We start from the raw sequence: 14,363 nt of genomic DNA on the forward strand, positions 1-14,363 counted from the left end.
CGATGTCCGGGGCTCGGCGTGTGGTTGCTCCTGCCACCACCAGGATACCGGCGGCCCTGCAGCAAAGGAAGAGCAATCCCTTGCCGGGCGACCCTTGGCGCTCACAGGGTGCGGCTGCTGCGCCGTTGCTGTGCTCCAGGCGCCGTATCCTGCTGGTCAGGCTGATGGCTGGCGAGGAGCCCGCGGGCGCGTTCGTAGTCGATCCTCTGCGCGTCATCGTCGGGGACGGGGCCGAGAGGGCTGGTCGAGGTGACGCCCCACCTGTCCCGGTACGCGGCAACCACTCGCACCACGGTCACTCGTGCGTCCGGGTCGAGATCGTCGAAGGTTCTCATCCACGGCTCGGGCCGTTCAATGGCTGTGGTGGTGAGGGCGTCGAGGCGTTGCCGCATGAGCTGCTCCCGCTCCTGGAGCACTTGCTGCATGGCCGGGTCGGTGACGCCCGTCGCGCGCGGGAGGAGGCCGGCGATCAGCGACACCCGACGTGCCGAGGGCCGGTAGGTGGCCGCGACTTTCTGGACCCGGTAGCGCAGCAGCGACCCGAGATCATCCACCCCGTCCAGGCCACCGGCGCGGATGATGCGTGGGAGGAGGTCGTCGATGTCGTGCCCGTCTGCTTCGAGGCGGCGCAGTTCGGTGGTGAGGATCCCGAACGACTCCGTCTCGACAAGTTCGTCGATCGCCTGTGGGGTGAGGCCGCCGTGTTCGAGGAGAGTGACCCACCGGTCCTGCTGCGCGTCCTGGGCGATGGTGTCGTACTCGGCAGCCAGCTGCGCGAGCGAGCCCCACATGTCCTGCTCGGTCGTGATGGTCTCGTTTGCGGATTGCTCGGCCCCGACCTGCTGCAGGATGCCGTAGAGGATGCTCCGAGCGGTCATCTGCAGGTCATCCCGGTGCTGGTGCTCTTCCAGGTGATGTTCATCGGTCGCGATGTAGGCGCGGTTGGATTCCCGGCCGCGGGTCATGGCGACGTAGAGGGACTCGCGGGTCATCTCGGGTGAGTGAACGATCGCGTGCGCGGTATCGACGGTGGAGCCTTGGGCGCGGTGGGCCGTGATGGCATACCCGAGTTCGACATGCTCGCTGACGTACACGGCAGGGAGTGCGATTGTTGTGCGCCATTTGGAGTGTGCGCGGCGGACGGTGAGGGATCCGTCGTCGTGAGCTTGGGTAACGGTCCACCGGTCGCCGTTCTTCACCCACCCGCAGCCCAGCGCGAGACGTCGGTCGTTCTTGCGGGTGATGACCAGGTCGCCACGGGATGTCTCGTTCCCGTCATGGAGCCGGACGCCATCGAGGGCGACGTCGCCTGCGAGGATCCGGTCGGTGCGGGCGCGGGTGTTGAGTTCAGAAACGGTGTCGAGGGTCTCGGCAATCAACACCGACGACTTCCCCTCTGCTTGATCGCTACGCCACGCCTGATATGCCTGCTCGAGGATGTCCTCGTAGCCGCCTGGGGTGATGCGGTCGTGGTCGAGGTAGGTGTCGATGACGTCGGTGTCGCCGATCCGCAGGCCAAGGGAGGCGTGTTTCTCCCACTCGTTGCGGAACCGGCGCACATCAGTCAGCTCCGGGGCATCGTCCCGGTCGCGGACGACCATTCCGAACGCCCCACCCGCATCCACGGCCGCGAGCTGCGCCCAGTCGCCGACAAGGAGTACCTTCGCGCCGGCCTCGGTGGCGTGGGTGGTGATGGTGTCGAGGGCGAGGGTTCCTGCGAGTGAGGCTTCGTCGATGATGACGAGTTGGCCGGGTGTGAGGTTCCAGTTGCCGTGGCGGTGTTCGTGGAGCCACTTCGCCGTGTTCTCCGTCGAGATCCCCAGATCCCCTGCCAGGCCATCCGCTGCGGCAGCAGACGGTGCGAGGCCGATCACTGAGCCGGTACCGTGGTGTTTCTCCCACGCTCGCCGCAACGCGGACATCGTCGTGGTCTTCCCCGTCCCGGCGGGGCCGACAAGGACGTCGAGGGTGCGGGCGGAGACACCGATCTTCGCGATCGCCCGCTCCTGATCCGGTGACAACACATGCCCGTCGCGGTTCTTCGTGCGTGCTGCCTGCTCAACCCATGCCAGCGGCACCGTCGGCGCGCTCCTGTCGTTCGACGCGGCGAGGAGACGATCCTCCGCCGCGATCACCCGTTCAGACGAGAACACGGTCGCGGCTTTCGGGCGGAACACGCTGGACCCGTCTGGGCGGCGGAATGACGGCGGGCTCGACGCCAACTCCGGCGGGGTCAATTGCAGCGAGACGCGTTCGGCGGCGTCGACGATTTGCTGGGTGATCGTATCGCGGTCGTTCGCGGACGCGAACCGGAGTGCCATCGTCTGCCGGACGGCCTCGGCGTGGAGGTTCCATCGTTTCCACGTCGCTCGCCGATCACCCACCCGCGCCACCACCACTTCGGCGACCTGATCGAGATCGGCGAGGGGGATGTCGTCGGCGCGCAACAACGGCTCCCCGGCGCTTCCGGCCAGGAGCGTTGTGGCCCACGTCGGAGCATCCTCCCCAAGAAGTTCGGTGGCGCGTTCCCGCCACCTGGTGGTGAGGTCGCTCAGCGAGTGGTGCTGCTTCGGGGGTCGAGTCTCCAAGGTGGCTTGTTGCCGGAACTGCCACAACAACTTCGGTGACGGCTGCCTCCCATGCCTGGTCACGTAGTCGGCGACGAGGCGGTCCTTGACCTGCTCAATATCGCGCGTGCGGGAGGAGAACTCATCCATCAGTTCCTGCGGCACCCCGGTGATCTCCCACGCCGTCGACCTGCCCGCACCACGCTCGCGCGCCTCCCACCCGACGCCGAGCACCTGGGTGAGGTGGTCGGAGAGGACTGCGTTGTAATGCTCCGACAACCCCGTCACCGCCGCATGGATCGCACGGGAGTCGAGGGTGCGCCACTTCCCGTCGTGGACGGCTTGGACTCGGTTCGCGACCACGACATGAGTGTGCAGTTGCGGGTCCGAGGCTCGAGAGTCGTAGTGGTCATAGGCAGCCGCGATCACCCCTTGTACCTCGACTTGAGCGACTGCGCCCCGCGGCCCTTTCGCGCCGATCCGGGTCATCGCGACATTGCGCTCGAACAGGTCGATCACGTCCTGGATCGCGGCGTGGTGCGCCCGGGCGATCAGCGCCTGCGTGCCCCCGTCGGCAACCGCCCAGAGCGTCGAGACGGACTTCGGGACCGAGAAGGTCAAATCGAACCCCGCCACCGGAGCACCCATCGGCTTCGCTGCTTCCTCGGCCTCGATCAGCGCGGTCTGGGTCGCACGCTCCTCGCCGATGAGCGTGTCAGGGAGTTTCTCGAGGCGACGATCGACACGTTCCGCGGCGGTCGCGAACTTCCGGTACGGGCGACCCAGCGGCTCGCCGCTGTTCGGGTCCCGCCCGAACCCCATCAACCGTCGCAACTGCTCCTCACTTACCAGGCCACCATCGGCCACACCGCGTGAGAGACCGTCAAGCCCGGATCCTGCCCAGGTGCCCGGTGGTGTTCCGGACTCAAGGTAGTACCTCGTGAGTGCGGCCGGGGCGTCGCGGGCGCCATCGCCGGCAACGACAGAACTCAGCAGATACCGGTACCCGTCACCTGCCGTCATCACCCTGATCGACACCGTCACACCCAACAGGTACGCGACGTCCCTTCCGCCGGACTACACCGCGGACGGGGTTCCTGGCTCGAAGTCCCAACGAGTCAATGTGAGTCATTGCCTTCCCTTCGGTCAACGCAGTCCCAGATCCACCGTTTCCATGACACTCCCGTCAATGTGGACGTGGCGTCGCAAATGACGACGGAGTCCAGCAGCTACTGACTATCCGCGCCCAGGTAGGGCCGTGACGCGCGGTCCACCGTCCGGCCGTGACAGGGGGTGATGGATGGAACCAACTGGCAGCGCGCGCCGTCGTCCGGTACGGTGGGTGGTATGCATTTGTACTTCCTGTGACGGCTGGGCAGGCCTACCGCGCTCGTTGAGTATCTCCGAGCCCGCGGCGGCTGCTCGTTCTGACCCTGCTGGGTCGCCGTCATTTGCGTACCCGTTTGCCTCTCGGCTTGTGGTGCGTCGTTTCGAAGGATTCGAATGCTCACCCCTACCCACGTTCATCCGGCGCGCCATCGCGCGCAGCTCACCGCTTCCGATGTTTCCCTCATGCGAGGAGCGACATCCGTTCTCAACCACGTCGATGTCGTCCTTACTGCCCGTTCTCGAGTCGCGATCGTTGGCGAGAACGGGCGCGGAAAATCAAGCCTCCTTCATGTGCTCGCTGGCACGCTTTTGCCAGACAGCGGGGTGGTCCAGCGCATCGGCACGCTCGGCCTCGCCGAACAAGAAATGACCGCTTCCGATAGCCGAACCGTTGGGCAGGCTGTTGCCGAAGCGATCGCCGAGCCACTCGCCGCGCTGGCGGCACTCGACGTCGCCGCTCAGGCTCTCGCCGACAGGAAGGATGGGGCCGCAACGGAGTATGCGGCCATGTTGGAGCTTGCTGGAGCGCTCGATGCCTGGGATGCCGAGCGCCGTGTGCAGATCGCACTCGACGCGCTCAACGCAGTGACAGAAATGGCGAGGTTACTCGCTGATCTTTCCGTGGGGCAGCGCTACCGGGTGCGGTTGGCCTGTCTCCTGGGAGCTGAGGACGACTTTTTGCTGCTCGATGAGCCCACCAACCACCTCGACCGCAGCGGACTCGAGTTCTTGACCGCGCAGCTCCGAGCGCGCAGTGGTGGCGTCGTCATCGTCAGCCACGATCGAGCGCTCCTGTCCGATGTCGCGGACACCATCATCGACCTTGACCCGACCCCCGACGATCGCCCGCGTGTCTACGGCAGCGGCTATACGGGATATCGGGAGGGGCGTCTCGCAGAAAGGGAGCGTTGGGAACAGGACTACGAGCGTCAGCAGGCGGAACACGCGCGGCTTCAAGACAGTCTCAGCGCCGCACAGAACCGACTCGTGTCGGGGTGGCGTCCGGAGAAAGGCACCAACAAGCACGGCCGGGCCACCCGGGCGGGCGGACTGGTACAGAATGTGCATCGGCGTCAGGAAGCGCTCGAAGCGCACGCGGTGACCGTGCCGGAACCGCCGCAGCTCTTCCGCTTTTCCGACCTTCCCACCCGAACCGGTGCGGCACTACTGAGCGTCGATCGTGTCAGTGTTGCCGGGCGGTTGGCCGGGCCGGTGTCATTCACGCTGTCACACCGTGGTCGACTTGTCGTAACTGGCCCGAACGGAGCGGGGAAGTCGACGCTGCTGGGCGTGGTCAGCGGCGAACTCGCACCGGACACGGGCGCGGCTCGACTGCCAGGGGGCACCCGCATCGGATTCCTCCACCAAGAAACCGCACTGCCCTTGGACCGGCGGGCGAGCGAGCTCTATGCCGCACATACCGGCGCGCTCGTCTCGGAAGGCGTTCTGGAGTCATCCGAGGCGGTCGGGCTCTCTCAACTTGGTCTCTTACGACCCCGTGAGGCAGGCAAGCAGGTAGGAGAACTATCGATGGGCCAACAGCGCCGCCTCGACCTCGCGCTCGTGCTCTCGACACGCCCTCACGTACTACTCCTGGACGAACCCACCAATCACCTCTCCATCGCTCTCGTCGACGAACTCACGGCGGCGCTCGGAGCAACCCCAGCGGCCGTGCTGTTGTCCACCCACGACCGGCAACTCCTCCGCGACGTCGCCGGCTGGCCGCAGCTTCACCTGACTGCGACGACTCAGGGCGAGGTGCTGGTATGAGCAAGAAGAACCTCAATCGGATCCGTGCGCTTCGTCCCCTGGCCTCACGCGACTATCGTCTCGTGTTCGCCGCGGTCGGCATTGAAGTCTTCGGCACCGGTATGTGGACGATCGTCATGGTCTTTCAAGTGCTTGCGCTCGATGACAGTCCGCTCGCGCTTTCAGCGGTAGCAACTGGAATGAGCCTTGGCCTGTTCGCCTTCTCGATCCTGGGCGGTGTGGTCGCGGACCGTTTCTCCAAACGCCGCATCATCATCACCGTGCAAGGCTGCACCGCGGCAGCGATGACCGGGGTAGCAGTCTTGTCGCTCACCGGGTCCATCGAGTTGTGGCATGTCGGCGTCGCCTCGTTCGCAATGGGCGCAGGGAGCGCGTTCTTCTATCCGGCCTACAGTGCGTATCTGCCTCAAGTACTTCCTGCTGAGGAACTCTTGGCCGCGAACGGGCTCGAAGGAGCTCTCCGCCCATCGATGGGTCAGGGCCTCGGGCCAGCCCTCGGAGGAATCACCGTCGGCATGTTCTTTCCGGCGATCGGGGCGGCTATCGTCGCAGCCTCGTACACGACCGCGTTCGTCATCACGCTGTTCCTCAGCCGACGCCAGGAGCTGACCGCGCCCGCGCTGCGGGAGGAGCGCACGAGCGTGTGGGGAGACCTCCGAGCGGGAGTGCGCTATGTGGTTGGCACGCGGTGGCTGCTCTGGACATTGATCTTCGGTTCCTCCCTCGCCCTCATCGTTCAAGGTCCTATCGAGGTGCTCTTGCCCTTCCTCACCCGCGACCGCTTCGAGGACGCCGAAGCCACCTTCGGTTTCCTCCTAGCCGCATACGGGATCGGCGGGGCGATCGGATCGCTGGTGGTCTCATCGCTGAAACTCCCTCGCCGCTATCTCACGTTCATGATCGTCTGCTGGGGCGGGGGAACACTCCCGCTCGTGGTCATTGGCGTTGCGGACAACCTGATCCTGATGCTCGCAGCACTGTTTATGGTCGGAGCACTCACTGGAGCGGGCGTCGTCATCTGGGGCACGCTATTGCAACGGCTGGTGCCGCTCGACATGATCGGTCGAGTCGCGAGCCTCGACTTCTTCGTCTCGATCGCGTTCATGCCCGTCTCGATCGTCATCGCGGGGCCACTTTCCTTGGTCGTGCCCATTCCCGTGATATTCGTGATCGCGGGAATCATCCCCCCAGCTCTCGCCGTGATCGCGATGCTGGCGGGACGCATGCGCGAAAGTGAGGAGCATCACCCCATGGACGCTCCCTAAACGACATGGCTTTCGACACGGCGCAGACGTTCCGCTTCGAGCCTGTGACGGTTCGAAGCGGAACAGTCTGCTCGGCCGTCGCCGCAGACGCACATGACTTCGTGAAATTGATCGTCGTGCTCGCCGGATCAATTGTGTTGAACAGCGAGTCCGGCGAGCGCCGTGTGAACTTCGGAGACACCGTTGTTTCCACGTCCAGCATCTTGCACGGATCTGCGTACTGCGCGAGCCAGTTGTCAGCCACGCAGCCGTTGACCGAAGCGTGGGACTGTGACTTTGGTTCCTGAAGCGTGCCTGTTTACCCCAGACAGGATCCCGCTATCGGTACGGGAGCAGACCGCGTACGGCGATTCGGGACCAGTGGTGGTGGCCTCAGTGAAGGTTGTGTTCACTATCTCTGGGTGGGCACGCGTTCACTCACCGGTGGGAGAGGTGCTCTTGGAACCGGGGAGCATCCTTACAATCCCGGCAGGTGTCGAGTGTCGAGGGTTCCCTGACGGTCATGCCCGTACGGTGACGTTCTACTTCCATCCTGAGTATCTGGCCGATCAAGTGCGCTGGCTGTCTGCGACACATCCCCTTGTGCAGCATCTACACCGCGCGCTGGAGGATCTGCCGCAACTGCACCAGTTGCAATTGGCAGCCTCAGCAATGCGCGACCTTGCACCAACATTGGTGCTCATAGCGCGTCAACGCTGGGGCAAGATCGGAAGCTTCGCAATGTTGTCGATGACTACGGACATATTCGAAGCAGTGGGACGTCTGGCCGGTATCGCATCGGAGACTGCCGAGGGATCAATGGTCGCGGGGCAAGCTCCGCGTCGGGAAGTTGTTCTGGCGATCGCACTGCTGCGCGCCGACCTGGGGCGTGACTGGCGGATCAATGAGTTGGCCAGCGAGGTCGCGTTGTCAGGCTCGCAACTAGCCCGATTGTTTCGCGCCCAGATTGGAGTGTCGCCGGCGGCGCTTCTTCGCCAGCTGCGAGCAGACCAGATGGCCGAGCTTCTCGCCACCACGAAACTCGGCGTGGCCGAAATCGCCACAGCCGTCGGGTGGAGCGACCCTGCCGTCGCATCGCGAGCCTTCAAGCAACGCTACGGGGCAGCCCCTCGCGCCTATGCGAGCTTTACACGCAACAAAATGCACGAACGAAACTCGCCACAGGAACCGATCCTATGAATTGCGCATGTCCATGGCCCTCGGCAGCAGGAGCCTCCACTCGTTGATTGCCGATCGTGTGTGGGAGAAATCTGGCAGTGGGAATCAGCGACGCCCAGGCACCTCGTGGAGCTCTGATCTGGCGCGTGGGCGCTGACTCTCGCGTGGCGTCCACGCTGGGGCTGTGTGGGCTCGACTTCGTCGGTGTGGCTCGTACCTGCCGGATGAGCTTGTTCGTCGCACACGAGCGCGGACAGGCCCCGAACAGCAGGGAGCCACCGTCATGCCCGACTCCACCCCGACGCCCGCCGCGCGCCTGACCGAACTACCCAAGCCGGTGTTCGCCGATGAACGGGCGACGCTCTATCTCGGTGACGCGGTCGAGCTCCTCCCGCTCCTGCCCGAAGGGAGCATCGACGCCCTGGTCACGGACCCGCCCTACGGGTTGAGCTTCAACGGGCAGGCATGGGATGACGCATCCGGGTTCCGGGAATCCCTTTCGCACATCGACACAAGTGAGATGAGTGCGCCGGAGGTGTTCGAGACGTGGTGCACGGCGTGGGCTGCAGGAGCATTGCATGCGTTGAAGCCGGGTGCGTATGTTGCAGCGTTCGGTGGTGCACGCACTTGGCACCGGATGGTGCGCGGGATCGAGAATGCGGGGTTCGAGATCCGCGACCAGATTGCATGGCTACACACCACCGGAATGCCCAAGAGCATGGACCTCTCGCACGCCATCGACAAGCACCAGGGCATGCAACGCACCGACCGGGTCGTGCAGACCACTGATCATGACGGGGTGCTCGGCGCGACCCGCACGGTCCTGTCCAAAGGCACTCCAGTGACCGAGGACGCGCAGCGGTGGGAGGGGTGGGGTACGGCGTTGCGGCCGGCATTCGAGCCGATCATCATCGCCCGCAAACCCCCGGAAGGAAACCTCGTCCGCAACGTCCTGCGGCACGGCGTCGGCGGGATCAACATCGACGACGGCAGGTTCGCTGACGGCCGGTGGCCGACGAACGTCGCGTTCGACGCTGGCCAGGCGGATGCGTTGGATGTGTTGACGGGGACGTGGCAGGGCGAGTCGCTGTCGCGGAAGTTCCCGATCTTCCGCTTCGACCACAAGCCCTCCACATTGGAACGACCCCGCGCGTTCGGGGTATCGCACACAACCGTGAAGCCGTTGGCGTTGATGCGCTGGCTCGTCACGCTGGTGGCCCCGCCGCACGGAGTGGTGCTGGAGCCATTCGCTGGATCCGGGGCGACGGTGGAAGCAGCGGTCAGCGATGGCTATCGCGTGCTGTGCTTCGAGAAGAATGCGTCGTATGTTCCGCTGGTCCAGTCACGGCTGGACCGGTAGCCGAGCCGTGGTCGGGGGGGGGTCTGGCGACGAACGACCTTGCACCATCTCATCTCCGTACTTTCGAACGGTGCCGTGTCGTAGTTGGATGTTCGGGGCTATTCTGAGGTCATGTCCGTCTCTGAGTTGTCCGCGAGCACCCAGAACTATTTGAAGGCTGTGTGGGGTCTGACGGAGTGGTCGTCGGTGCCGGTGACGCCGACGCTGATCGCGGAGCGAACAGGGTTGAAGCTCTCTTCGGTCTCGGATGCTGTCCGTAAGCTCTCTACGCAGGGTCTTGTCGAGCATGCTCCTTATGGTTCGGTGGAGCTGACGGAGACGGGGCGCTCCTACGCGCTGGCGATGGTGCGTCGGCACCGGCTGATTGAGTCGTTCCTCGTCAGTGTCTTGGGGTACTCGTGGGATCAGGTGCATGACGAGGCTGAGCACCTTGAGCATGCGGTGTCAGATTTCATGATCGACCGGATTGACGAGTTTTTGGAGTTCCCCGCCCGCGACCCTCATGGTGATCCGATCCCATCCGCTGACGGGACGGTGCATATCCCGGAGGCGACGCAGCTGACCGAAGTCGGGGCGGGGCACCGAGTGGTGGTCGAGCGCATTTCGGACTCGGACCCGGCGCTCCTGCAGTTCTTCGAAGAGCATGGTTTCGTAATCGGATCAACGCTGGAGATCGGCGAAGGTGCCCCGTTCTCGGACGCACTGGACGCGCGAGTTAAGGGATCGGACACCTCGGTAGCACTGGGGCGTTCGGCGACAGATGCACTCTATGTGTCTGTCGTGGCTAGTTGATGCTGTCACCGCGCAGCTTCGTCGTGGAGTGATGCATGGAGCACGCCTGCTCCGGCAGGGAGCAGCGTGCCATGCCATTCCGCCGTGCGGACCTCGATGATGTCGACTTCCGCTGTGCAGGCCTGGATGCGTAGCCATGTGCCGGGGCGAAGGTGTCGCTCGTCGAGGAAGACCAGTGTTTCGAGTGGCGCGTCGGCGACGCGCGTGATCCTCACGGGAGCCCATCGCGGGCGTGCGAGTTCCCGCAGACGGGCATCTCGGCGGGATTCGATGTGACCGTCTGGGGTGGGGATGGGTTGCCCGTAGGGGTCGTGGGTGGGCTGGTCGAGGGAAGCCTCGATCCGTTGGAGGAAGCGCGGTGAGCTGCTCGCTTCCAATGCGTCGGCATTGGTGGCGAGTTCACTCCAGGGCAGGTCGAGGACGTCGTGGAGGAAGCATCGAAGTATCCGGTTCGCCCGCAGTGCCCGCATCGCTTCGAGGTGTCCCCAAGGGGTGAGGGAGATGCTCTTGTACCGTTCGTGGTCGACGAGGCCGTCATCGACGAGTCGCTTCACCTGTTCGGACACGCTCCCCGGCACGAACCGCAGCGCACGGGCAAGGCCCGTCACCGTAACCGGAGCGTCACTGTTCTCAGTCAGGGACCAGATCGCACGGAGATAGCGTGCTCTGGTCCTTGACCGGTCGCTCTTGCCGCGCATGCGGGATGCCACTACTGAGCGGAAGCGAGTGCCCGACGGCGACGTGTGCTCATGACCCGGGTTCCGATGAGACCGTGCCGGGGGCTGAAGAGGTAAACGAAGGCGAACACGGCTCCCTGGGCGAGGACGACCATGCCGCCGGAGGCGGTGTCGAGGTAGTAGCTCAAGTACAGGCCGATGACGGCGCAGGCTGCGGAGATCGCGGGGGCGATGACGAGCATGCGTCCGAAGCGGTCCGTGAGCAGGTATGCGGTCGCTCCCGGGATGATGAGCATCGCCACGACCAGGATGACGCCGACGGCCTGGAGGGCGACGACGGCGGTGAGGGCGAGGAGGCCGAGGAGCGCTGCACCGAGGATCTTCGGGTTCAGTCCGATCGCGTGGGCGTGGGTGGGGTCGAAGGCGTAGAGGGTGAAGTCGCGGCGTTTGGTGACGAGGATCGTGAAGGTGATCGCGCCGAGGATGATGACCTGGGTGAGGTCGGCCCAGGACACGCCGAGCAGGTTGCCGAAGATGATGTGGTTCAGGTCGGTCTGCGACGGGGTGACGGAGATCAGCACGAGCCCCAGAGCGAACAGGGTGCTGAACACGATCCCGATCGCGGCGTCCTCTTTCACCCGACTGGTGTCTCTGACCGCGCCGATGAGGGCGACGGCGAGGAACCCGAAGATCACCGCGCCGAGGGCGAAGGGGGCGCCGACGATGTAGGCCAGGACCACTCCGGGGAGGACGGCGTGGGAGACGGCGTCGCCCATGAGCGACCAGCCGATCAGGACGAGCCAGCAGGAGAGCACCGCGCACACGATCGAGGCGATCAGGGTGGTCGCGAGGGCGCGCACCATGAAGTCGTAGCTGAGGGGTTCGAGGAAGAAGTCGATCAGGTTCATCAGTTGTCGCCTCGGTTCAGGACGTCCAGGCCGAAGGCCAGGGCAAGGTTGTCGGGCTGGAGCACCTCGTTCGGGTCGCCGTGCATGAGCACGCGGCGCATGAGGAGCACGGCCTCGTCAGCAAGGCCTGGCAGGGCGTGGAGGTCGTGGGTGGAGACGAGGATCGTGGCCCCGTCGTCGGCAAGCTCGCGCAGCAGCCGGGTGATCGTGGCCTCGGAGCGTTTGTCGACCCCGGCGAACGGCTCATCCAACAGCAGAATGGTCGCCCCCTGGGCGATGCCCCGGGCGACGAAGGCGCGTTTCTTCTGGCCGCCGGAGAGCTGCCCGATCTGCCGGTTCGCGTACTCGGTGAGCTCCACCCGTTCCAGCGCGTGATCGACGGCGTCGTGGTCAGATCTTTTCGCGTGGCGGGTGAATCCCATGTGCCCGTAGCGGCCGGTCATGACGACATCGCGCACGGTCACCGGGAATGCCCAGTCGACGTCCTCGCTCTGCGGCACATAGCCGACGATCCCGGACTTGCGTGCCTTGGCCGGGTTCTGGCCGTTGACGCGCACGGTGCCGGAGTCAGGGCGCAGCAGCCCCATGATGGTCTTGAACAGGGTGGACTTCCCGGATCCGTTCATGCCGACGAGTCCGCACACGCGTCCTGCCTGGATGTCGAGGGTGGCGTGGTCGAGGGCGAGGACCTCGCCATAGTGCACGGTGACGTCGTGCACCGAGATCGCTGTCGTCATCAGTTGCGTGCCGTCAGCGCGTCGATGATGGTGGTCGCGTCATGGCGGATTAGTTCCAGGTAGGTCGGGACCGGGCCGTCCGCTTCGGAGAGGGAGTCGACGTACAGCACGCCGCCGAACTCGGCATCGGTTGCTTCGACGACCTGCTGCATCGGGGCGTCGGACACGGTGGACTCGCAGAACACCGCTGGCACGTCGTTGTCGCGTACGAACTCGATGGCAGAGGTGATCTGCTGGGGGGTGGCCTGCTGCTCGGCGTTGACTGCCCAGATGTACTTCTCTGTCAGCCCGGCGTCCCGGGCGAGGTAGGAGAACGCGCCTTCACAGGTGACCAGCGCCCGCTGGTTATCGGGCAGGACCGACAGCTCGTCGACCAGCTCGTCCTGCACGGTCTGTAGCTCGGCCTTGTACGCCTCGCCGTTGGCCTCGTATTCGCTCGCGTTGTCGGGGTCGAGGTCGCTGAACGCGTCGACCATGTTGTCGACGTAGATCTGCACGTTCACCGGGCTCATCCACGCGTGCGGGTTCGGCATCCCTGCGTAGGCGTCCTCGGTGATGTCGATGGCCTCGACTCCCTCGCTGACGACGACGTGAGGCACGTCCATGCCTTCGACGAACTGTCCGAACCACGCCTCGAGATTCATCCCGTTGTCGAGGATGAGGTCGGCCTCCGATGCTCTGCGGATGTCGCCGGGTGTGGGTTCGTAGCCGTGGATCTCCGCCCCGACCTTCGTGATCGACTCCACCCTCAGATGGTCGCCCGCGACGTTCTCGGCGATGTCCGCGAGAACGGTGAACGTCGTCAGCACCACGGGACGCTCATCGTCTGCTCCTGCATCGTTCTCGCCAGATGTTGCGCATCCAGCAAGAGACAGCGCGAGCACGGACGCTGCCAGCAGCGGCAGGGAACGGCGGGAGAAGAAGCGGGAGTTACGTGGCATGGATGGTTCCTTAGCTGAACGGGTGGCGAGATACGGGTGGAAGTTCACGTGAGTGGTGGAAACGGAGGGCTTGGGGGCGGGCCAGCGCGATGGGATGCGGCGATGAAGTGGTCGAGCTTGTCGGGTGCTTCTCCGCGCAGGTACACGCCGAGCATGCGCAGGAGGTTCAGCATCACCGCTTCGGGGTCAGAAGACGTTCGCAACAGGCGAGCCGCAGCGTCATGGTCGGCGTCTCGCACGGATTGAAACAAGGTGATGGCCTCCAGCCACGCACCCTCATTGCGCTCGTCCACGTGCGTTCGTCCCATGCCACACATCCTATTGTTCGGCCTACCGTAGTTTCCAACCTGGGCGTGGCGTAGACAAGTGAACCACATCGATGTTATTACTACATACGCCGCTCCAAACATCGGTGAGGCACAACATGTAGTGGTTGGTGGCGTGGCGCGTCACAGCCAGAGAGCGAGGAGGAACGCCATGCCAGCCCCCCACGAGCCCCGGCGCGCCGCGCTCTCAGTGCGCGAGTTCGCCGCCGCCCAGTCGCCTGATCTCGTGTTCTTCTCGAGCGTGTCGGAGAACACTCGCCGGTTCGTCGACCAGCTGGACCGGCCCGCGGTTCGTGTTCCGTTGCGGCCCCGGGTGGAGGGGCTGATCCGGGTCGCACGACCCTTCGTGCTCGTGGTGCCGACCTATGGCGGTGGGGCGCGCTCCGGGGCGGTGCCGAAGCAGGTGATCTCGTTCCTCAACGACCCGGCGAACCGTGCCCTCATTCGGGGTGTGATCACGGCGGGGAACACGA

Annotated in this window: 13 protein-coding genes; 7 read left to right on the plus strand and 6 right to left on the minus strand. The window is 64.9% G+C overall.

The window, feature by feature from the left end; genetic code table 11:
• Positions 1–101: 101 nt before the first annotated feature.
• Entirely contained in the window at positions 102–3,611 is a 3,510-nt protein-coding gene (mobF, locus tag FM119_RS09115) for a MobF family relaxase (protein ID WP_087137359.1), read from the minus strand.
• A 459-nt stretch (positions 3,612–4,070) separates the two neighbouring features.
• On the opposite strand from mobF, the gene FM119_RS09120 reads away from it, so the two are divergent.
• From FM119_RS09120 to FM119_RS09145, 6 genes are all read left to right on the plus strand, one after another.
• A complete protein-coding gene (locus tag FM119_RS09120) occupies positions 4,071–5,726 on the plus strand; it encodes an ABC-F family ATP-binding cassette domain-containing protein (protein WP_087137361.1) in 1,656 nt (551 codons plus the stop codon).
• Complete coding sequence (locus tag FM119_RS09125) at positions 5,723–6,991, plus strand: MFS transporter (protein WP_087137363.1); 1,269 nt, start codon at positions 5,723–5,725, stop codon at positions 6,989–6,991. The genes FM119_RS09120 and FM119_RS09125 overlap by 4 nt, the downstream gene beginning before the upstream one ends.
• Positions 6,992–6,996: 5 nt before the next feature.
• The gene (locus FM119_RS09130) at positions 6,997–7,278 is read left to right on the plus strand and encodes a hypothetical protein (protein ID WP_087137365.1); all 282 of its coding nucleotides are present in this window, start codon (positions 6,997–6,999) and stop codon (positions 7,276–7,278) included.
• A gap of 97 nt (positions 7,279–7,375) precedes the next feature.
• Positions 7,376–8,170 (plus strand): AraC family transcriptional regulator, encoded by a 795-nt coding sequence (locus FM119_RS09135; protein ID WP_276327883.1) that lies wholly within the window; start codon positions 7,376–7,378, stop codon positions 8,168–8,170.
• A 262-nt stretch (positions 8,171–8,432) separates the two neighbouring features.
• The gene (locus FM119_RS09140) at positions 8,433–9,509 is read left to right on the plus strand and encodes a DNA-methyltransferase (RefSeq protein ID WP_087137369.1); all 1,077 of its coding nucleotides are present in this window, start codon (positions 8,433–8,435) and stop codon (positions 9,507–9,509) included.
• 111 nt (positions 9,510–9,620) lie between these two features.
• Positions 9,621–10,301: a metal-dependent transcriptional regulator gene (locus FM119_RS09145; RefSeq protein WP_087137371.1), complete on the plus strand. Its 681-nt coding sequence runs from the start codon at positions 9,621–9,623 to the stop codon at positions 10,299–10,301.
• A 5-nt stretch (positions 10,302–10,306) separates the two neighbouring features.
• Here the strand turns inward: FM119_RS09145 and FM119_RS09150 are convergent, their stop codons facing one another.
• The 5 genes from FM119_RS09150 to FM119_RS09170 are packed head-to-tail and all read right to left on the minus strand — an operon-like array spanning position 10,307 to position 13,872.
• Positions 10,307–10,999: a metal-dependent transcriptional regulator gene (locus FM119_RS09150; protein WP_087137374.1), complete on the minus strand. Its 693-nt coding sequence runs from the start codon at positions 10,997–10,999 to the stop codon at positions 10,307–10,309.
• Positions 11,000–11,010: 11 nt separating this feature from the next.
• Entirely contained in the window at positions 11,011–11,886 is an 876-nt protein-coding gene (locus FM119_RS09155) for a metal ABC transporter permease (protein WP_087137376.1), read from the minus strand.
• The gene (locus FM119_RS09160) at positions 11,886–12,626 is read right to left on the minus strand and encodes a metal ABC transporter ATP-binding protein (protein ID WP_218778760.1); all 741 of its coding nucleotides are present in this window, start codon (positions 12,624–12,626) and stop codon (positions 11,886–11,888) included. The genes FM119_RS09155 and FM119_RS09160 overlap by 1 nt, the downstream gene beginning before the upstream one ends.
• The gene (locus FM119_RS09165; protein WP_087137380.1) at positions 12,623–13,564 is read right to left on the minus strand and encodes a metal ABC transporter substrate-binding protein; all 942 of its coding nucleotides are present in this window, start codon (positions 13,562–13,564) and stop codon (positions 12,623–12,625) included. The genes FM119_RS09160 and FM119_RS09165 overlap by 4 nt, the downstream gene beginning before the upstream one ends.
• A 44-nt stretch (positions 13,565–13,608) precedes the next feature.
• Positions 13,609–13,872, minus strand: coding sequence for a hypothetical protein (locus tag FM119_RS09170; protein WP_143822674.1), 264 nt, complete (start codon positions 13,870–13,872; stop codon positions 13,609–13,611).
• Between the two features lie 169 nt (positions 13,873–14,041).
• Here FM119_RS09170 and nrdI point away from each other — a divergent pair.
• Positions 14,042–14,363, plus strand: a 322-nt coding sequence (gene nrdI / locus FM119_RS09175) for a class Ib ribonucleoside-diphosphate reductase assembly flavoprotein NrdI (RefSeq protein ID WP_087137391.1), incomplete at its 3' end; no start/stop codon positions are given.

The organism is Mycetocola reblochoni REB411, assembly GCF_900163835.1.
Classification (GTDB): Bacteria; Actinomycetota; Actinomycetes; order Actinomycetales; family Microbacteriaceae; genus Mycetocola_B; species Mycetocola_B reblochoni.

Excerpts from the sequence above, each read along its gene's own strand:
- FM119_RS09165 (WP_087137380.1), bottom strand. The coding sequence starts at position 13,564 with ATGCCACGTAACTCCCGCTTCTTCTCCCGCCGTTCCCTGCCGCTGCTG.
- FM119_RS09120 (WP_087137361.1), top strand. The coding sequence starts at position 4,071 with ATGCTCACCCCTACCCACGTTCATCCGGCGCGCCATCGCGCGCAGCTC.
- FM119_RS09125 (WP_087137363.1), top strand. The coding sequence starts at position 5,723 with ATGAGCAAGAAGAACCTCAATCGGATCCGTGCGCTTCGTCCCCTGGCC.
- FM119_RS09130 (WP_087137365.1), top strand. The coding sequence starts at position 6,997 with ATGGCTTTCGACACGGCGCAGACGTTCCGCTTCGAGCCTGTGACGGTT.
- FM119_RS09140 (WP_087137369.1), top strand. The coding sequence starts at position 8,433 with ATGCCCGACTCCACCCCGACGCCCGCCGCGCGCCTGACCGAACTACCC.
- FM119_RS09155 (WP_087137376.1), bottom strand. The coding sequence starts at position 11,886 with ATGAACCTGATCGACTTCTTCCTCGAACCCCTCAGCTACGACTTCATG.
- FM119_RS09170 (WP_143822674.1), bottom strand. The coding sequence starts at position 13,872 with ATGGGACGAACGCACGTGGACGAGCGCAATGAGGGTGCGTGGCTGGAG.
- FM119_RS09150 (WP_087137374.1), bottom strand. The coding sequence starts at position 10,999 with ATGCGCGGCAAGAGCGACCGGTCAAGGACCAGAGCACGCTATCTCCGT.
- FM119_RS09145 (WP_087137371.1), top strand. The coding sequence starts at position 9,621 with ATGTCCGTCTCTGAGTTGTCCGCGAGCACCCAGAACTATTTGAAGGCT.